The sequence below is a fragment of the Pseudomonas lurida genome (assembly GCF_002563895.1).
GTDB lineage: Bacteria > Pseudomonadota > Gammaproteobacteria > Pseudomonadales > Pseudomonadaceae > Aquipseudomonas > Aquipseudomonas lurida.
Genome location: NZ_PDJB01000001.1, coordinates 798,988 through 816,941 on the forward strand (window position 1 = coordinate 798,988; position 17,954 = coordinate 816,941).

Here is a 17,954-nt window from a genome sequence, read left to right on the forward strand (position 1 = left end):
GAGCCCTATCTATGCCGGATCCGGTTGATGCCCTTGAGGTGTCGGATTTACCACTGGACGACCTGGTGGCATGCCATGAGTGCGACTTACTGATGCGCAAACCAGTGCTCGCCCTCGGCGAAAAAGCCCAATGCCCTCGTTGCGGTTATGAGCTTTATGCCCACCGTCACAATGTCGTTGAGCGAAGCCTCGCGTTGGTGCTGGCTGCGCTGCTGCTATACATCCCTGCGAACTTTCTGCCCATCATGCAGCTCAATCTACTCGGGCAGTCTTCTGAAGACACCGTGTGGAGCGGTGTCGTAGGCCTTTTCGATACCGGTATGCAGGGCGTCGCCGCCGTTGTCTTTCTATGCAGCATGGGCATTCCATTGCTCAAGCTACTTTGCCAGCTGGCAGTGCTGCTCAGCATCCGCTGGAAGGTTGGCCGCAGTTACGGATTGCTGCTGTACCGCATCTACCATCATATGAAGGATTGGGGGATGTTGGAGGTCTACTTGATGGGCGTGCTGGTTGCGATCGTGAAACTCGCCGACATGGCCTCCATCACCGTCGGCCTGGGCCTGGGTTGTTTCGTCGCCTTGCTGATGGTTCAGGTGCTACTTGAGGTGGTGATGTCGCCCCACCAGATCTGGCAAGCGTTGTCAGGAGAGGATGATCATGCGGGCGATTGATGCGGGCATTCTGATTTGTACCGAATGCCACGAGTTGAACAAGCAAGAGCCGGATACCGACGAGCAGACCTGCACCCGTTGCGGTGCGTTGATCCATGCCCGTCGACCAAACAGCCTCACCCGTACCTGGGCGTTGCTGATCACGGCGGCCATTTTATACATCCCGGCCAACCTTCTACCGATCATGACCATCAACTCCCTTGGCCAGGGTGACCCCAGCACGATCATGGCGGGTGTGATCCAACTGGTGCAGCACGGCATGTTTCCTATTGCCGCAGTCGTATTTATTGCCAGCATCCTGGTGCCGACGTTCAAGCTGGTAGGCATCGGTCTGCTACTGTTCTCGGTGCAGCGTCATCAACCGCTGTCCGCGCAACAACGCATTGTGATGTATCGCTTTATCGAATTCATTGGCCGCTGGTCCATGCTGGACATTTTCGTGATCGCCATCCTGGTGGCGGTTGTAAACTTTGGGCGGCTTGCCAGTGTCGAGGCCAACCTCGGCGCTGCGGCGTTCGCCAGTGTGGTGATCTTGACGATGCTTGCCGCAGTAACTTTTGATCCCCGACTGATTTGGGATAACACGGAGTCGGACGACGACCATGAGTGATTTGCCTAAAGCTAAAACCCGCCCGGCCTCCAACTGGTCGGCTATTTGGGTATTGCCCCTGATTGCCCTGATTATCGGAGGCTGGCTGGGATGGCGTGCCTATTCCCAACAGGGCATCGAGATCCAGGTACGCTTTGAAAGCGGAGAAGGGATCCAAGTCAACAAAACCGAAGTGGTCTACAAAGGCATGCCTGTCGGCAAGGTCAAGACCTTGGCCCTGGACGATGAAGGCAATAATCGCGGGGTGATCGCCACCATCGAGATGGACAAGGACGTCGAGCAATACCTCAAGACCAACACACGCTTCTGGCTGGTCAAACCAAGCGTCAGCCTCGCCGGTATCACAGGCCTGGAAACCCTGGTGTCAGGTAACTACATCGCCGCCAGCCCTGGCGATGGTGAGCCCACGCGCAAATTCAAGGCGCTCTCCGAAGAGCCGCCGCTCTCCGACGCCAAGCCGGGGCTTCACCTGACGATCAAGGCCGACCGTCTTGGCTCGCTGAACCGAGGCAGCCCGGTGTTCTACAAGCAGATCCAGGTGGGCCAGGTCAAAAGCTACCTGCTCTCCGAAGACCAGAGTACCGTTGAGATAAAGGTCTACATCGAACCGACCTACGCCAACCTGGTGCGCAAACACACACGTTTCTGGAATGCCAGCGGCATCAGCATCGACGCCAACCTCTCGGGCGTGAAGGTGCGCAGCGAATCTCTTTCGAGCATCGTCGCTGGCGGCATCGCCTTCGCCACGCCAGAGAACCGCAAGGACAGTCCACCCACTGACCCGAGCCTGCCATTCCGCCTGTACGAAGACTTCGACGCCGCTGCGGCTGGCATCAAGGTCAAGGTCAAGCTCACCGACTTCGAAGGCTTGCAGGCCGGACGTACGCCAGTGATGTACAAGGGTATCCAGGTCGGTAGCCTGAAAACCCTGAAGATCGACTCAGACCTGTCCAGCGCCAACGCAGAGCTGACCCTTGACCCGCTGGCCGAAGATTACCTGGTGCAAGATACCCAGTTCTGGGTGGTCAAGCCTTCCATCTCCCTGGCGGGTATCACCGGGCTTGAGGCGTTGGTCAAAGGTAACTACATTGCCATCCGCCCTGGTGACAAAGGCACCGCCCCACAGCGCGAATTTGTCGCACGGGCAAAAGCGCCGCCGTTGGACCTGCGCTCCCCAGGCCTGCACATGGTGCTGTTCACCGATAACCTCGGCTCCCTGGATGTCGGCAGCCCTATCCTCTACAAGCAGGTCAAGGTCGGCTCGGTGCAGAGCTACCAGTTCTCGCGCAAGAACAAGCAGTTGGTGATCGGCGTCCACATCGAGAAGGAATACGAAAACCTGGTCAACGGCTCCACGCGCTTCTGGAATGCCAGCGGCGTCACCCTGACCGGTGGCCTCACCGGTGGCATCCAGGTGAAGAGTGAATCCCTGGCCAGCTTGATGGCCGGCGGTATCGCCTTCGAAACCCCTGAGCCGAACGTACCGCTGAAAAAACGCATTCCACGCTTCCGCCTGTTTGCCGACCGCGAGGCCGCCAACCAACATGGCACCCTGGTCACCATCAAGGTCGACCGCGCCGACGGCATGCGCACTGGCACACCGGTGCGCTTCAAAGGCCTGGATGTGGGCAAGATCGAAAGTGTTGACCTCAGTGCCGACATGCAGTCGGTAATCCTCAGTGCACGTATCACCCAGGTAGCGGACCGCATTGCGCGCGCCGGCAGCCAGTTCTGGGTGGTCAAGCCAGAGCTGGGCCTGATGAAAACCGCCAATCTGGAAACCCTGGTCACCGGGCAATACATCGAAGTGCAACCCGCCGCGAAAAACGCCGGCCCACAGAAGAGTTTCGTCGCGCTGGACCAGCCTCCTGAAGCCGCCCACCAAGAGGCGGGCCTGAGCCTGACACTCAGCGCCGCACGCCGTGGTTCGCTGAAGGAAGGCGTACCGGTCACCTATCGTGAAGTCACCGTGGGCAAAGTCACCGGCTACGAGTTGGGCCAGACTGCGGACCGCGTGCTGATCCATATCCTGATCGAGCCCAAGTACGCTCCCCTGGTGCGCAGTGGCAGCCGATTCTGGAACACCAGTGGCTTTGGCCTCGACTTCGGCCTGTTCAAAGGTGCTACCGTGCGTACGGAATCGCTGGAGACGTTGGTTGCCGGTGGCATCGCCTTCGCCACGCCAGACGGCGAGCGCATGGGCAATGCCGCTCGACCGCAGCAAACCTTCCCGTTGTTCGACAAGTTCGAAGAAGAATGGCTGACCTGGGCGCCTAAAATCCCACTCGGTAAATAGACCGAGGCGCGGCCATCGCGGGCAAGCCCGCTCCCACATCCGACCGCTTTCCTACAGGAAAAACCCGGTCAACTGTGCGAGTAGGCTTGCTCGCGAAGAGGCCCCCAAAAGCACGCCACTATTCAAAACCATAAAAAAGGCCGCGATCCATAAGATCGCGGCCTTTTTGCGTTTCAGCGCCGTGGCTCAGACTTCATCCAGCTCCGGCTCATCGGCCTGAACATTCATCGTCGCCTTCACCACATCGAGGCGACGGATGTACTTCCAATCCGCCTCATCGATGTAGATGCCATTCGGCCCACTGCCGCCTTCCAGGTCGATTGCTACCTGGGCGGACACCTGTGGTTTCACGCTGGCCAGGATCGGCACGAAGCCCAACTGCAAGCTGGTCTCCAGCAACGCGGCCTGGTTCTTCTCATCGATGTCTGCCGCCTCGTCGAGGTAGTACGGCAAACGCACGCGACCGGCCTGGTCGCGGTCCATCAAGTGCAGCAACAAGTACATGTTGGTCAGTGCCTTGATCGTCATGGTGGTGCCGTTGGATGCAGCACCATCGATGTCGGTATGGATCACTGGCTGGCCATGCACCTTGGTGATTTCGAACGCCAGCTCGAACAAGTCCTTGAGGCCCAACTGGTTATGGTTGGCGGCCACCAGGCGAGCCAGGTATTCCTTGGCTTCTTCGTTCTTGTTGTCCTGCTCGGCGCTCTGGCTCAGGTCGAACACCGACAGGGTTTCGCCTTCTTCATACTGGCCGGCGCTGTGAATGATCTGGTCGATATGCTTGAGCGCTTCTTTGTTCGGCGCCAGCACGATGCGGAAGCTTTGCAGGTTGGAGACCTGACGCTTGTTGATCTCACGGTTGAACAACGCCAACTGGTGCTCAAGGCTGTCGTAGTCGCTGCGAATGTTGCGCAGGGTGCGCGCAATGTCAGTGACGGCCGCTCGGCGTGCCTTGCCCAACGTCAGTGCTTCATCAGTACGGTGTGCATACGCGTTGATCAGCAACTGCAGGCGACGCTCGACATCATCTTCACTGTCGAATTTGGCCACACCCTTGAGGCGCACCTGTGCATACAGTGCTTCGATCTGGCCATCGGCGCGCAGCAAGCCCTGCCAGCTGTCCTGGTAGTCATTGAGCAGTGGCAGCAGGTTGTCCATGGAATCGTCGACCGGGTCCATGAACGGTGTGCCGAACGGCAAGTCCGCCGGCAACAGCTGACGACGACGCAACGCGTCATCCAGCGTACGTTGCTTGGCTTCCATATCGCCGATCTGGCGACCCACCAGTTGCAGCTTGGCCGACAGTTGCTGGACGCGCTCGGTAAAGGCATCACTGGAACGCTTCAACTCATCCTGCGCCGCTTCCATTTGCGCCAGGTTTTCCAGCTTCTCGCCTTCCTCTGCGCTCAGGGTTTGTGCACGGCGGAAGTCTTCGAGGGCCTTCTGCGCGTCGAGTACCTGCTGGTACAGCGCTTCGGTCTGGGTCTTGCTTGCGGCGCGGTCGGAGGCGACAGCTTGCTGGGTTTTCAGCTGCTTGAGTTCTTTTTCCAGGCGTTCTTTCTGGTCGCGCAACGCCGCGCGATCCGCCAGCGCCTGCAATGCCGGGGGTTCGATGTGGGAGATGTCGATGGACAGCCCCGGCACTTCAAAACGCTCGCCCTTGAAGCCGTCGAGGATCTGCTCCAGGGATTTGACCCACTGGCCTTCCTCATCCAGCGTGATGCCATGCTCGCCCAGCGGCAGGCTGAACAACGAGCTGTTGAACAGGCGCATCAGACGCTCGACGTCCTGCTGTGAGAATTCTTCCCGCAGCTTGGCGTAGCTGTTGTTGTCGGCGTGGTCGAGCTGCTGCTTGACCGACTTCAAGCGCTTTTCCAGGTCGCGTAGACGCTCGTCCAAATCCTCGGCGCTGAACTGTCGCGACTGCGCCAGGGCGCCCGCCAATTCATCGTGTGCATCCTTGGCCGCCAGCAGTTGCTGCTCCAGCACCTTGACGTCATCCACCAGGGCAAAGCGATGCTTGAGCACCGACAACTCGCCCAACCAACGCTGGATCCCACTGATTTCCCGCTCCAGGCGCATCAGCTCCTGGGTACCGCCGCGCTGGTCGTTTTGCAGCGCGTCCTGCTCGTTGCGGTAGTGCTCGGCCTGGATGGTCAGCTCTTCCTTGCGCGCACTGGCGTAGTCCGACCAGGTGCCCAGCAGCGAATCCAACAGCGGCGACAGGCGATGCAATTTGCCGCGCAGGATGTCGCGTTGCTTCACGCCATTGGACAGCGCTTCGACCAGCGGGCCGGCGGCGACCAGGGAGTTGTAGTCCTGCTCCATGCGTCGCACATCGCGGAAGGCTTCCTCGCACGCGGCGATGTAATCCACACTGCCGGAACGCAGGCTGTGTTCAAAGGCGTCCAGGAACAATTGCTTGAGCTTGGCGGCCGTGATTTCGCGCATGTGCAGCAGGTTGATAAACAGCGCACGGAAGGTCTTCAGGCTCTGCTCGCTGGTGGAGCGCAGCGGGATCAACGTCAGGTCCAGCGGGATCGACGTGTGGCCGCCTACCAGCAGACGGCGCAGTTCATCCGGCTTGAGTTCGTAGGCTTTCAGGCCTTCGCGCTCCAGGTTGGTGAACAGCTCTTTCTGACGCAGGCAGGTGTCGTTTTTCTGGTAGTGAGCCAGGTCCAGCTTGCCGGCATAGGCGAAGAACTGGTGACCGAACCCGCCGCCGGGGCCGCGCCCGACCACGCCTATCACGTGCGGGCCATGGGGCAGGGCGACTTCCACCAGGATGTAGCTGGTGTCGGTGGCAAAGTAGAAGCGGCGTGACTGCTCCAGGGTGTACTTGCCGAAACTCATGTCCGACATGCGCGCCAGGATCGGGAACTGCAAGGCGTTGATCGACGCGGATTTACCCAGGTTGTTTGCGCCATACACCGACAACGGTTCTTCCAGCGGGAACAAACCCAGGCTGTAGCCGGCGGTGTTCAATAGGGCGAAGCGGCGGATGCCGTAGCGTTCCTTGCTCATGCATCGGTCTCCTGTTCTTCGGCAATGGCGCGGGCCAGTGCGTCTTCTTCGCTTTCATCCGCGAAGTCGCTCAAGTCGAGTGGATCGTCGGTTTTCAGCAATTTCTCATCGCTGTCTTCGTCGATGATCACCGGTGCCGGCAGCGGCAGCACGCTGTGGACGCTGGCCGCAAGATCGCGGTCCTGCTGTACCGACAGGCACACATCGAGGAAGCGGTGCATGGGCGGCAGGAAACGATAGATGCCGTTGTCTTCGCTGGCAAAACCCAGTTGGGTCATACGGCGCATGATTTTTTCTTCGAGCTCTTCCTGGGTCTGCACTTCGGCCTGGATAAACAGGTCGCGGTACTTTTCCAGCAGCGACGGCAGTTCATCACGGCCCAGGCTGCCACCGTCGAGCACGGCGATCGGGTCGCGGCCCTGGTCGGCCAGGTGCTCGACGATGATGAACGTGAACAACGCCAGGCGCTGGGCGGTCTTGTTCACCTGTGCACTGGCGATGGCGGAGTCGGGTACGAAGTAGTAGAAACCGCGCGTATCGCACACCAACTCAAAGCCCAAGGCCTTGAACAGGGTGCGGTACTGGTCCTGGAAGTTCGACAGTTGGGCGTACAGCTCCGGGTCGCGGCGGCTGACGTGGTAACCCTTGAACAGCTCGCGAAAGATCGGCGCCAGCTGGGACAGTTCGGATAGATCAAGATGCATAAGGTGTGCTCGCAGAATTCTCGGCGGCGTCAGGCGTGGCCGGGAGCAGGGCGAATGAGCGCAGGCTGACCTGATGCTCGTGTGTGTGGTAATCGCGGCGTTCCAGGCGTTCGCGCTTGAAGCGTTTTTCGCGAGACAGCCGTGAGAACCAGTACAGCAATTCGTCGGTGGCGCCGTCCGGCTCCTGTTCCAGCAGCCAGGTCATCAGGTCCGGCATCGGCAGGGCGTCTTCGCAGCGTTCGAGCATTTCCTTGACGGTGCGCGGCGCACGCTGGGCATCGCCCTTGTGGGATTTGTGCGCCTTGGGGAAGCGCGCCGGTTTCGGCTCGAAATTCGCCAGGGCGTACACGTACGCCTCTACCTGGCTCGCGCTGCCGAGGAAGGTGCTTTGCGGCCGGGTGAACATCGGCATCGCCGCTTGCGGCACCGCGTCCAGGCCTTTACGCCGTATGGCCGACAGCGCCAGCGCGGCGCCACGGGTGACGGCGTTGTGCCGGCGCGCTTCTTCCCGCAGTGGCAGCAGCAATTCGCGGGCATGACGCAGCGTCAGTTGGGCGCTGGTTTGCATTTCGAGAATGCGTGCGTGGGTCCGCAGCAACATGTCGTCGTCCACCAGGTGACCGAGACGCTGCTGCTCGGTGAGCATGCGCAGCAACACATTTTCCACCTTGCGCACGCCTTGTTCGAAGGCACCGTCGGCGTTCACCAGTTGGATCATCGGTTCGACGTATTCGTCCCAGGTCGCCAGTACCTCGGCGTAACGCTGGCGCAGCGGGATCTGCCGGTCGCTGGTCTTGGCCCGGTCGGCCACGGCGGCGAGGGCCTGTTCGTCGTTGGCAAGTTTTTTCAGCACGTCGCGCACGCGCATGTCGAGCAGGCGCAGTTGACGGGCCAGGTCGTGGCCATCACGGATGTCGAAAGCGTCCTGGATATAACCGGCCAAGCGCTCCAGGTGGCGCAGGTAGGCTTCGATTTCCAGGCACAGGCCAAGCCGGTGCTCCTTGCGAAGATAGGCGAGGAAGTCGTGGATCTGTGCGTTGAGCTCGAAACGGTTCGGGCTCTTGGCGACAGGCACCAGGATATCCAGGCGAATCCACACGTCCAGCAGGCTGGTGATGTCCTGGGGCGTGCTGTCCAGTTGTTGGGCGGCCAGTTGTGCGCGCAGTTCACCCAGGCTCAGGGTGCCTTGGTCGAAGTGTTCGCACAGAGGCTCGAGTAAGGCCCAGTGTTCGGCGAGGGCGCGCAGGACGCGCTTGGGTTCGATCATGGGAATGGCCGGCTGGTTGGCGATTAAAAGTCGCGATTGTACTGCATCGGGCGCGGGATTTATCCACAGCCGGTCAGTGCACAGTGGGCGATTGTTGCCGAACAGCGTTAGAATCCCCGCACTTTAGTTATCCACAAGTGGCCGAGCTGTGCTTATCGAGTCCCGACGTCGCGCTTACTTGACCGCCATGCAGGTGGTCAACTGGCTGCCCCGCACCGAACTGCCGTTTGCCGCGCCATCGCGGCCCGAGCTGTTGCAGGCGCCCGAGCCCTATGAGGCGTTCGAGTCCTCGGGTGAGGAGGCGGCCGCGCCGGTAGCAGTGGTCAAACCCACCCCGCAAACGCGTCCGGTCGTCGAACGGGGTAAGATCGAAGTGCCGCGCCCCGCGCCCGTGGCCAAGGCAGCCAAGGTGGTCGAAGAGCCTGCTGCGGTGGTCAAGGCGCCGGTGGTGCCGCCTCCGCGTTTCGCCCTGCAATTGCTGCGAGCCGGGCGTTGCCTGCTACTGGTGGAATTGCCAACCGGCGAACGTTTCCAGACCCGCGACCCCGCCTACATGCTGCTCAAGGACATGCTGCGCGCCGCCGGCCTGCCCGACAGCCCACAGATCGTCGGCGACCCGGTGCGCTGGCCGTTGCTGGTACGCGGCACCATGGACCAGGGCCCGGAAGCTGCGCGGGATTTTGTGCAAGGCTTTGTGTCGGCGCGCTTGGAAGATGAACCCTGCGTGTGTCTGTGGCTGATCGGCTTGCCCGCTGTGCGGTTTGCCGGCGAAGCCAATGCCGAAGCCTGGTACCGCGAACTCCAGGTCGAAAGCCTGGGGGCGGTGTGGGCCCTGCCGGGCCTGGAATTATTAATGGAAGAGCCACAGCGTAAGGCTGATGTCTGGCAAGCCATGCGCCGGCTGATGGCGCGCTGGAAAACAACCGATGAGTGAGGCTTTATCCTTCCGCCCGATGACCGAGGCCGACCTCGACGCCGTGCTGAAAATCGAATACGCGGCGTTCAGCCACCCTTGGACCCGTGGAATCTTCCTTGACGGACTGGGCAAGTACCAGATCTGGCTGATGTTTGAAGGTGAGCAGCAGGTGGGGCACGGAGTGGTGCAGATCATCCTCGACGAGGCTCATCTGTTGAACATCACCGTCAAGCCGGAAAACCAGGGCCGTGGCCTTGGCCTGGCGTTGCTGGAACACCTGATGTCCCGCGCCTATGCCGCCAACGCCCGGGAATGCTTCCTGGAAGTACGCGACAGCAACACTGGCGCATTTCGCTTGTATGAGCGTTATGGCTTCAATGAAATCGGCCGTCGCCGGGACTACTACCCAGCCGTAGGCGGCCGCGAAGATGCGGTCGTGATGGCCTGCACCCTCGTGGATTAAGCGCTTGATCCCTTGTGGCAGTCGGCTTGCCCGCCATCGCGATGGTGGTTTCACCCGCGCAATCGCAAGCAAGCCAGCTGCCACAGAGGCCGCGTTTCACAGCGGGTTCTGCTGGTTCAGCGGTTGCCGTCGACGGGGTCGATGTCGGCCAGCTCGGCTTCATCCAACCCATTCCCGCCGCCAATCTCGTCTTCATCGACGATACTCAAGTCCCAATCTGCCTGCTCGCCTTCCCCGGCTTCCTGGGCATCCCGCGCGCCATCTTCATGGATCAGCGTTTCGGGGCTCATGTCATCGTCAGTCGATTCATGATCATCCGTCGAAGCACCGGTCATCCCGGCCTCTCGCACGCGTTCGTCGGGCATCAGGTGCTCGCGCTCGCGGGGCGGGATCTCATCGCCAATTTCCGCCGTCGGTGTTTCCTGGTCAAAATCCAGCTCGCGCATCGAGCCCATGCGGTCTTCGGTGTCATCAATGGGTTCGGGCTGCGTAGCACCGTAGGGACGTCGTGATTCAGTCATGGCCAATCCTCATACTGTGGGGCTTATAGTGTGTGGACAGGCGCTGCTCCCCAAAGATTCAAGCTAATTTGCGCGCGGCGTGACCTGGACGAGGGGTTGTCAGTCACAAAACTGCGCATCATTCCTGAGGCTTTCCCTGATGAACGAACTACAAGACCTGCTTGACAACAATGAACGCTGGGCGGACGCGATCAAACAGGAAGATCCCGAATTCTTCGCCAAGCTCGCCCGCCAGCAGACCCCGGAATACCTGTGGATCGGTTGCTCCGATGCCCGGGTACCGGCCAACGAGATCGTCGGCATGCTGCCCGGTGATCTGTTCGTGCACCGTAACGTGGCCAACGTCGTGTTGCACACCGACCTCAACTGCCTGTCGGTGATCCAGTACGCGGTGGACGTGCTCAAGGTCAAACACATCCTTGTCACTGGCCACTATGGCTGTGGCGGCGTGCGCGCCTCGATGCAGGACCGTCAGTTCGGTCTGATCGACGGCTGGTTGCGCACCATTCGCGACCTCTACTACGAAAACCGCGACGTGCTGGCCCAGTTGCCGACTGAAGAAGAGCGCGTCGACCGTCTGTGCGAGCTGAACGTGATCCAGCAAGTGGCCAATGTCGGTCATACCAGCATTGTGCAAAACGCCTGGCACCGCGGGCAGAGCCTGTCGATCCATGGCTGCATCTATGGCATCAAGGATGGCCGCTGGAAAAGCTTGAACACCACCATCAGTGGGTTCGAGCAGTTGCCGCCGCAATATCGCCTGCGTCCGTTGGGTGAAGCCTAACGGCGTTTGCGCTCGCGCCACTGGGCCATGAACGCCTGTCCCTCGGCGTTCAATGGCTCATCGTGGCCGGTAATCCAGCCCCGGCAGTTCAGTTCGCCACATTGGCAGGCGAACTGCCGGGACAGCACGTCTTCGGTGGTCGCAACGTCCATGGTCAGCAGCGTGCCTGCACGGATTTCATGCAGCGCCCAGACTTCCAGGTAGTGCAGGTCGAGAAACACGTTCGGTTCACACGAGTGTGAGAACAGCCCACTGAACCAACAGTCGTAGAGGTGGATACGGGGTGACAACTGCAAGGTGTGCACGCGTCGCTCGCTCAGGGCGTAGCCGGAGATCCTGGCGATGCATATGCGGCTGTCGAAGGCCACACGCGTCTTGATCCGTGCACCCATGCCGCTGGTGTCTCGCACAACCTCGAATTGCTCGCTCGAAGGGTAGCCGCCTTGTCCGAGCTTGGACTTGAAAGGGTAAAGGCATTCACTCACAGCAGTTTTAGCCTTATCCATGGCTTGAGTCTTCATAACTCTCCTGGTTTAGGCTGCATCGACCTGCGGGTGGTGCCTGACTACCAGTCTTGCAGCTGATGGGCGCAGCTCAAGACTCGCTGAACAGGGCGCCGATTTCTACTGTCAATGTTGACAGTAGAAATCGGTTGTCTTTGTGTGACCTACAGCGCCGGGGCGGTAATGGCCGGGGTGGGCGCGGCATTCCTCAATTGTTTCAACTGGGTCTTGATGGCGGGCGTGGCGCATTTCGCGTTTGCGTCCTCCGGGGACAGGTTGCGTACCGAGGTATAGAACAACTCGCAGGTTTGCTCCTTGCGTGTGACCTGCCAGGTGTTCACGCACGCCTTGAGCAGCACATTCGGATCGCTCGCCGGCTTCTGCCCCATACCGGCTTGCCAGCAGGCGGCGCTCAGGTCCTGGCCCATGACCTTCAAACCGGCCTCGTCGGCTTTCTGCTTATCGCCCTCGTAGGTGTCGGGGCTGGCGGCATACCAGATGTAACTGGGGTGGTTCGCGCCCAGCACCGGGACGGTTTTGCCTGCGACCGGGTTGATCTGCGCCAGGCTCAACACGTTCACGGTCTGCCCGTACTGTTGCTTGATCCAATTGCGCACCGGCGCGCCAAACGCCACCATCGGCAACGCGCCTTTGGCGGACAGGCTCAGTTCCTGGACCATGCGCGTCTGGTAGTCGGTGAAATAGCTGTAGACAGTTTCCAGGTCCTTGCCCGCGTTGGACGGTGCCGCGATGGGCGCGATATCGATGATGGTCTGGTAAGCCGGCGTTTCGGTGGCCGGGATGCCATTGTCCGTGAGCAAGGTGGCCCAGCGGTCGGTGGTGGCCGACTCCAGGTAGTCCTGGGCTTGGGTCAGCGAGTAATCGGGTGGAAAGTGCAAAAGCTCGATGCTTTTGCGGTTCTCCAGCGCCATGCCCAGCGGCAGGAACAGGTACCAGTTATAGGCCCACTTGCCGTCGCTGTTGAGCTGGCTGGCGCCTTGATAGGCGAGGTCGGCGGTGTCGAGCAACGCCGTCAGGGGCTGGCCATAACTGTCCGGTACACCACTGAAGCTCGCTGAGACCTGCCCGTCATGGGTCTTGACGCTGACTTTCGCCCGACCGTACCCGTCCCGTTGCAGGCTCTGGTTCAGATAATGCTCGGCCGTCTGCTCCAGCGTCCATGGCCGAAAACAGATCACATTGCAGTTATTGGGGTAGGCGAACAGTTGGGTCACGCGCTGGGTGCTCCCCAGCGGAACCTCGATGTCGGCCTGAGCGACCGCACTCGCCATCAGTGCGGCCAGGATGAAGGACAGCCTGGTCGGTTTGAACATTGTTGTTTCCTTGTCAGCGAAAGCCCGTCTGCGCGGGGTGAAAAGCCCACCTCCACACAGTAGCGGCTGACCAGGAAAACCGCGTGCTAAATCACCGGGCGTGTCGCTATTGGATAAGAAAACCTACCGGTTGAACTGCAAGGCGTTGCTCAAGTCGCCCATGGGTTTCTGGCCACGGGCGATCATTGCGTCATCGCGTTGCTTGAGGCCATCCAGGGTCTCCAGTTGGAATACCCGGGTGATCAGGCGCAGGATCGATGCGGTGTCATACACCGTATGGTCGACCGTGCCTTTGCGGGCGAACGGCGACACCACAAGCGCCGGGACGCGCGTACCCGGGCCCCAACGGTCGCCCTTGGGCGGTGCCACGTGGTCCCACCAACCGCCGTTCTCATCGACGGTCACCACGACCACCATATTGTTCCACTGCGGGCTCTCTTGCAGCACCTTCAAGGCACGCGCGATATGGCGGTCACCCGAGGCCACGTCGGCATAGCCCGCGTGCATGTTCAGGTTGCCTTGGGGTTTGTAGAAGGTCACGGCGGGCAGCTTGCCGGCCTCGGCATCGGCAAAGAACCGGTTGGTGCTTGATTCGTCACCCAAACCGCCATCGCGCAGGCGCTTATCACGCTCGGCCCGATTCTGCGGACCTTGTTGCTTGAAGTAGTTGAACGGTTGGTGGTGATACTGGAAGTTCGGAATCTTCGGGATACCGCCCGAATCCTTGAACTGGTCCAGGGTCGCTTGCCATGCACCGGCGTACCACGCCCAATCGATGTTCTTTTTCGACAGCTTGTCACCGATGTGCTCGTGGGTTTGCGGCACCAGCACGTTGGGCAGGTCGGGCTTGGAGTAATCCGGGTTTTCCGGGTCGCGGATCCAGGTCGGCCAATAGGGCGGGGCCAGGGTATTCACGCCGTAACCATCCGGGGTCAAGGCACTGGGACCGAACTGCGGCGGGCCACTCATGGCGCTGGCAGGAGACTTGTCCAGTGGCTTGAGGCGCGGGTCGGCAGGGTCATCGCTTTGCAGCGTGGCGATCTGGGCCTTGGCCACCGATTGCGCGGCATTCGGGTAGAACGGCGCGGTGGCGCTGATCAGGTACTGATGGTTGAGGAACGAGCCACCGAACGCACCCTGGAAGAAGTTATCGCAGAGCACGAACTCCTTGGCCACGTCCCACAATCGCAGGGAGTAGCGGCTCTGGGCGTAATGGCCCATCACCAGGCCACCGGAATCGGCCCAGGCGACGAAACCGTCGTTCTTGCCGCCGTTGATCTGCATCTGGTTTTGATAGAACACGTGCCACAAGTCGCGAGTGACCAGGCTCAGGGGCAAGTCTTCGGCGTTCGGGCCCTTGAGGGCGAACGGCGCGTTGGGGAGGTTTTCCTGGAATTGGACTTCGCTGGGGTAGGTCACCCCGTCCACCGTTTGTGGGCCGACCTGTAGCACGCCACCCCAGGCCGGGGGCAGGGTAGTCAGCACGCTGCCGTCGCGGTCGCGTTGCTGGGTGTCGGCGGCCGACAGTGCCGACAGCGGTTTCTCCACACCGGGGAAGTCGGCAAACAGGTTGTTGAAGCTGCGGTTCTCGGCATAGATCACCACCACGGTTTTCACCTGGTCGTGCAAGGCCTTGTCCAATTCCTGCGGCGTGAGCGGCCGCGCCACCGGTTTGCCCGGTGCCTCGCTGGTATTGCCGCAACCAGTCAAGGTCGCACCGACCCCCAATACCGCCGCGCCCCCCAGGAAACGCCGGCGGCTGGTGTCTACGGGCGGTTGCGCTTCGGAGTCGGAGGCGGGGCGGTCTTCGTGATCGTCACTCATGGTGGGGGAGTCCTGGCGAAATGTTGCAAGATATTTCGCAGGACGGTAGCAATGGAATGTGACGGAACGAAGACAGTCCAGCGGGGCCCCAGATCAACACTGGGGGAGCGAGCAAGCCCGCTCCCACACTGACCGTGTCAGGGCATCACTGGCGGCAAATACTTCAACGTCGTCCCCAGCGCCCACAGCAGGAACAGCACCAGCGGCGTGTGCACCAGCAATTGCACGAACGAAAAACCGATCAAGTCCCGGGCCTTCAAGCCCAATACTCCCAGCAATGGCAGCATGTAGAACGGGTTGATCAGGTTTGGCAGCGCCTCGGCGGCGTTGTAGATCTGCACCGCCCAGCCCAGGTGGTATTGCAGGTCATTGGCCACTTGCATCACGTAAGGCGCTTCGATGATCCACTTGCCACCGCCCGATGGGATGAAGAAGCCCAACACCGCCGAGTACACGCCCATCAGCAACGCGTAGGTGTCGTGGGAGGCGATGGAGGTGAAGAAGGTCGAGATATGGTGCGCCAGAGTCTGGCCGTCGCCCCCTTTGACGACGGTCATCAGCGCAGCAATCGAGCCGTAGAGCGGGAACTGGATCAGCACGCCGGTGGTGGTTGGCACTGCGCGGGCGACCGCATCGAGGAAGCTGCGCGGGCGCCAGTGCAACAGGGCCCCGACCATGATGAACAGGAAGTTATAGGTGTTCAGCCCTGAGATGGCGCTAATCGCCGGCTTGGTCGAGAACTCATGGAACAGCCAGCCGGCCGCCAGCAACGCCAACAGAATGGTGAGCAGCGGGCTGTGTTCCAGCCATTCACCCGGGCGCGTAGGGGCTTGCAGCTTGGGCAGGTTGAACGCTGGGTCGACCCCGCAGGCCTTGGCATCGCGAGCGCTGTTCGGGCCGGGGGCGGTGGCGTAGGCGATGATCAGCGACACCACGATCAACGCCAGCAACAACACGCCGGATTGCCACAGGAAGATGGTGTCCGTGAACGGGATCACGCCCGTGATCGACAGAATCGACGGTGGCAGGCTGGCTGGGTTGGCCTGCAACTGTGCCGCCGACGACGACAGCCCCAATGCCCACACGGCACCCAGGCCCAGGTACGCGGCCGCACCGGCCGCGCGATAGTCCATGCGCAAATCCGTGCGACGTGCCAGTGCCCGCACCAGCAGGCCGCCAAACACCAGGGACAGGCCCCAGTTCAGCAGTGAGGCGACCATGGAGATCAACGCCACCCAGGCCACGGCTGAGCGGCCGTTCTTCGGGATACGCGCCAGGCGGTCGATCAGTTTCACCGCAGGCGGCGAGCTGGCCACCACATAGCCCCCGATCACCACGAAGGCCATCTGCATGGTGAACGGGATAAGGCTCCAGAACCCGTCGCCAAAAGCTTTGGCGGCTTCGGTCGGTGCGGCGCCCATGCCCAGGGTCGCGACGGCGACGATGATCACGGCAAGTGCGGCAAACACCCAGGAGTCTGGAAACCAGCGTTCGGCGAAGTTGGAACAGCGCAGGGCAAATCGGGCATAGCGGCTTTCTTCGATAGCATCGGCCACGAGTCTTTCCTCTTGTATTTATTATGGTGCAGGCAGTTTTCCGGCATGTTCCGCTACGGCCATTGATATGGGAATGCAGTTATCTTCATCGATCGTTGAGGAAAACAAATATATCGTCTGTGATTGCCATCCCCTGGCCCAGCTCATAACCTGCACGCCATTTTGTTTGCCTGCCGAGCCTCCACATGACTGCCACCTCTTCCCCACAGGCGCAGCGTTTTTCCCGCTCCGACTACAAAACCCTGGGCTTGGCCGCCCTGGGCGGGGCGCTGGAAATCTACGACTTCATTATCTTCGTGTTTTTTGCGCTGACCTTGAGCCAGCTGTTCTTCCCGCCGGAAATGCCCGAGTGGCTGCGCCTGCTGCAAAGCTTCGGCATCTTCGTCACCGGCTACCTGGCACGCCCACTGGGCGGCATCCTGATGGCGCACTTTGCCGATCACTTGGGGCGCAAGCGCGTGTTCAGCCTGAGCATCCTGATGATGGCGTTGCCCTGCCTGCTCATCGGGATCATGCCCACCTACGCGCAAATCGGTTATTTCGCGCCCCTGATCCTGCTGGCGCTGCGCGTGCTGCAGGGCGCCGCGGTGGGCGGTGAAGTGCCCAGTGCCTGGACCTTCGTCGCCGAACACGCCCCGACCAACCACCGTGGCTACGCCCTGGGCTTCCTGCAGGCCGGCCTGACCTTCGGCTACCTGCTCGGCGCGCTCACCGCGACCCTGCTGGCGCAAATGTTCACCCCCGCAGAAATCCTCGACTACGCCTGGCGCTTTCCCTTCCTGCTCGGCGGCGTGTTCGGTGTGATCGGCGTGTGGCTGCGCCGCTGGCTCAGCGAAACCCCGGTATTCCTCGAAATGCAGGCCCGCCGCCAGGCCGCAGCCGAACTGCCATTGCGCACCGTACTGCGCGACCACCGCGCGGTGTTGCTGCCGGCGATGATCCTCACGTGTGTGCTCACCTCGGCTGTGGTGGTGCTCGTCGTCATCACACCAACCATGATGCAGAAAACCTTCGGCATGAGCCCCAGCCACACCTTCGCCCTGAGCGCCCTGGGCATTGTGTTCCTGAACATCGGCTGCGTCCTGGCTGGCCTGCTGGTCGACCGCATCGGCGCGTGGCGCGCGGTGCTGGTCTACAGCCTGTTGCTGCCGGTCGGGATTGCGCTGCTGTACGCCAGCCTGATCAGCGGCGGCGTCTGGCTGGGGGCGGCGTATGCCGTGGCGGGCCTGAGTTGCGGTGTGGTGGGCGCGGTGCCGTCGGTGATGGTCGGCCTGTTCCCGGCGCAGGTGCGGGTGTCGGGGATTTCCTTCACCTACAACATTGCCTACGCGCTGTGGGCAAGCACGACGCCGTTGCTGCTGATTGCGCTGATGCCCACCCGCCCGTGGATTTGCGTGGGCTATTGCGTGGTGATGGGGGCGGTGGGCGTGGCGAGTGTGGCGTTGTTTGGTAAGCGCCACACGTTGGCTGCCTAGGCG

Annotated in this window: 15 protein-coding genes; 7 read left to right on the forward strand and 8 right to left on the reverse strand. The window is 61.2% G+C overall.

The window, feature by feature from the left end:
* Positions 1-11: 11 nt before the first annotated feature.
* The 3 genes from ATH90_RS03505 to ATH90_RS03515 are packed head-to-tail and all read left to right on the forward strand — an operon-like array spanning position 12 to position 3,577.
* Entirely contained in the window at positions 12-671 is a 660-nt protein-coding gene (locus ATH90_RS03505) for a paraquat-inducible protein A (RefSeq protein ID WP_034101910.1), read from the forward strand.
* A complete protein-coding gene (locus tag ATH90_RS03510) occupies positions 658-1,281 on the forward strand; it encodes a paraquat-inducible protein A (RefSeq protein ID WP_034101913.1) in 624 nt (207 codons plus the stop codon). The genes ATH90_RS03505 and ATH90_RS03510 overlap by 14 nt, the downstream gene beginning before the upstream one ends.
* Positions 1,274-3,577, forward strand: coding sequence for a PqiB family protein (locus tag ATH90_RS03515; protein ID WP_034101916.1), 2,304 nt, complete (start codon positions 1,274-1,276; stop codon positions 3,575-3,577). The genes ATH90_RS03510 and ATH90_RS03515 overlap by 8 nt, the downstream gene beginning before the upstream one ends.
* 186 nt (positions 3,578-3,763) lie before the next feature.
* On the opposite strand, the gene mksF is transcribed toward ATH90_RS03515, so the two are convergent.
* From mksF to mksB, 3 genes are read right to left on the reverse strand one after another with little or no spacing between them, the layout of a single operon-like run.
* Positions 3,764-6,604, reverse strand: coding sequence for an Mks condensin complex protein MksF (gene mksF, locus ATH90_RS03520; RefSeq protein ID WP_034101919.1), 2,841 nt, complete (start codon positions 6,602-6,604; stop codon positions 3,764-3,766).
* Positions 6,601-7,308, reverse strand: a complete 708-nt coding sequence (gene mksE / locus ATH90_RS03525; RefSeq protein WP_012722059.1) for an Mks condensin complex protein MksE — start codon at positions 7,306-7,308, stop codon at positions 6,601-6,603. The genes mksF and mksE overlap by 4 nt, the downstream gene beginning before the upstream one ends.
* On the reverse strand, positions 7,298-8,575 hold the full coding sequence (mksB, locus tag ATH90_RS03530) for an Mks condensin complex protein MksB (RefSeq protein ID WP_034101922.1): 1,278 nt from the start codon (positions 8,573-8,575) through the stop codon (positions 7,298-7,300). The genes mksE and mksB overlap by 11 nt, the downstream gene beginning before the upstream one ends.
* Positions 8,576-8,762: 187 nt before the next feature.
* Here mksB and ATH90_RS03535 point away from each other — a divergent pair, with 187 nt between their 5' ends.
* Together ATH90_RS03535 and rimI are read left to right on the forward strand one after the other, a co-directional pair.
* Positions 8,763-9,509, forward strand: coding sequence for an energy transducer TonB (locus tag ATH90_RS03535; protein WP_098465709.1), 747 nt, complete (start codon positions 8,763-8,765; stop codon positions 9,507-9,509).
* Positions 9,502-9,954: a ribosomal protein S18-alanine N-acetyltransferase gene (rimI, locus tag ATH90_RS03540; RefSeq protein WP_003188286.1), complete on the forward strand. Its 453-nt coding sequence runs from the start codon at positions 9,502-9,504 to the stop codon at positions 9,952-9,954. Before ATH90_RS03535 ends, rimI begins: the two co-directional genes overlap by 8 nt.
* A 116-nt stretch (positions 9,955-10,070) precedes the next feature.
* On the opposite strand, the gene ATH90_RS03545 is transcribed toward rimI, so the two are convergent.
* The gene (locus ATH90_RS03545; protein ID WP_034101927.1) at positions 10,071-10,475 is read right to left on the reverse strand and encodes a hypothetical protein; all 405 of its coding nucleotides are present in this window, start codon (positions 10,473-10,475) and stop codon (positions 10,071-10,073) included.
* A gap of 139 nt (positions 10,476-10,614) precedes the next feature.
* Here ATH90_RS03545 and can point away from each other — a divergent pair, with 139 nt between their 5' ends.
* Entirely contained in the window at positions 10,615-11,259 is a 645-nt protein-coding gene (can, locus tag ATH90_RS03550) for a carbonate dehydratase (protein ID WP_025856499.1), read from the forward strand.
* On the opposite strand, the gene ATH90_RS03555 is transcribed toward can, so the two are convergent.
* From ATH90_RS03555 to ATH90_RS03570, 4 genes are all read right to left on the reverse strand, one after another.
* A complete protein-coding gene (locus ATH90_RS03555) occupies positions 11,256-11,780 on the reverse strand; it encodes an SET domain-containing protein (RefSeq protein ID WP_098465710.1) in 525 nt (174 codons plus the stop codon). The two genes, can and ATH90_RS03555, sit on opposite strands and share 4 nt — an antisense overlap.
* 146 nt (positions 11,781-11,926) lie before the next feature.
* Entirely contained in the window at positions 11,927-13,096 is a 1,170-nt protein-coding gene (locus ATH90_RS03560) for a hypothetical protein (protein WP_098465711.1), read from the reverse strand.
* A 123-nt stretch (positions 13,097-13,219) separates the two neighbouring features.
* Positions 13,220-14,920, reverse strand: a complete 1,701-nt coding sequence (locus ATH90_RS03565) for an acid phosphatase (protein WP_098465712.1) — start codon at positions 14,918-14,920, stop codon at positions 13,220-13,222.
* Between the two features lie 137 nt (positions 14,921-15,057).
* The gene (locus tag ATH90_RS03570; protein ID WP_034101937.1) at positions 15,058-16,476 is read right to left on the reverse strand and encodes a short-chain fatty acid transporter; all 1,419 of its coding nucleotides are present in this window, start codon (positions 16,474-16,476) and stop codon (positions 15,058-15,060) included.
* A 185-nt stretch (positions 16,477-16,661) separates the two neighbouring features.
* Here ATH90_RS03570 and ATH90_RS03575 point away from each other — a divergent pair, with 185 nt between their 5' ends.
* Positions 16,662-17,951 (forward strand): MFS transporter, encoded by a 1,290-nt coding sequence (locus ATH90_RS03575; protein ID WP_069021669.1) that lies wholly within the window; start codon positions 16,662-16,664, stop codon positions 17,949-17,951.
* Positions 17,952-17,954: the final 3 nt, after the last annotated feature.

Excerpts from the sequence above, each read along its gene's own strand:
- ATH90_RS03505 (WP_034101910.1), top strand. The coding sequence starts at position 12 with ATGCCGGATCCGGTTGATGCCCTTGAGGTGTCGGATTTACCACTGGAC.
- ATH90_RS03510 (WP_034101913.1), top strand. The coding sequence starts at position 658 with ATGCGGGCGATTGATGCGGGCATTCTGATTTGTACCGAATGCCACGAG.
- ATH90_RS03515 (WP_034101916.1), top strand. The coding sequence starts at position 1,274 with ATGAGTGATTTGCCTAAAGCTAAAACCCGCCCGGCCTCCAACTGGTCG.
- mksF (WP_034101919.1), bottom strand. The coding sequence starts at position 6,604 with ATGAGCAAGGAACGCTACGGCATCCGCCGCTTCGCCCTATTGAACACC.
- mksE (WP_012722059.1), bottom strand. The coding sequence starts at position 7,308 with ATGCATCTTGATCTATCCGAACTGTCCCAGCTGGCGCCGATCTTTCGC.
- mksB (WP_034101922.1), bottom strand. The coding sequence starts at position 8,575 with ATGATCGAACCCAAGCGCGTCCTGCGCGCCCTCGCCGAACACTGGGCC.
- ATH90_RS03535 (WP_098465709.1), top strand. The coding sequence starts at position 8,763 with ATGCAGGTGGTCAACTGGCTGCCCCGCACCGAACTGCCGTTTGCCGCG.
- rimI (WP_003188286.1), top strand. The coding sequence starts at position 9,502 with ATGAGTGAGGCTTTATCCTTCCGCCCGATGACCGAGGCCGACCTCGAC.
- ATH90_RS03545 (WP_034101927.1), bottom strand. The coding sequence starts at position 10,475 with ATGACTGAATCACGACGTCCCTACGGTGCTACGCAGCCCGAACCCATT.
- can (WP_025856499.1), top strand. The coding sequence starts at position 10,615 with ATGAACGAACTACAAGACCTGCTTGACAACAATGAACGCTGGGCGGAC.
- ATH90_RS03555 (WP_098465710.1), bottom strand. The coding sequence starts at position 11,780 with ATGAAGACTCAAGCCATGGATAAGGCTAAAACTGCTGTGAGTGAATGC.
- ATH90_RS03560 (WP_098465711.1), bottom strand. The coding sequence starts at position 13,096 with ATGTTCAAACCGACCAGGCTGTCCTTCATCCTGGCCGCACTGATGGCG.
- ATH90_RS03565 (WP_098465712.1), bottom strand. The coding sequence starts at position 14,920 with ATGAGTGACGATCACGAAGACCGCCCCGCCTCCGACTCCGAAGCGCAA.
- ATH90_RS03575 (WP_069021669.1), top strand. The coding sequence starts at position 16,662 with ATGACTGCCACCTCTTCCCCACAGGCGCAGCGTTTTTCCCGCTCCGAC.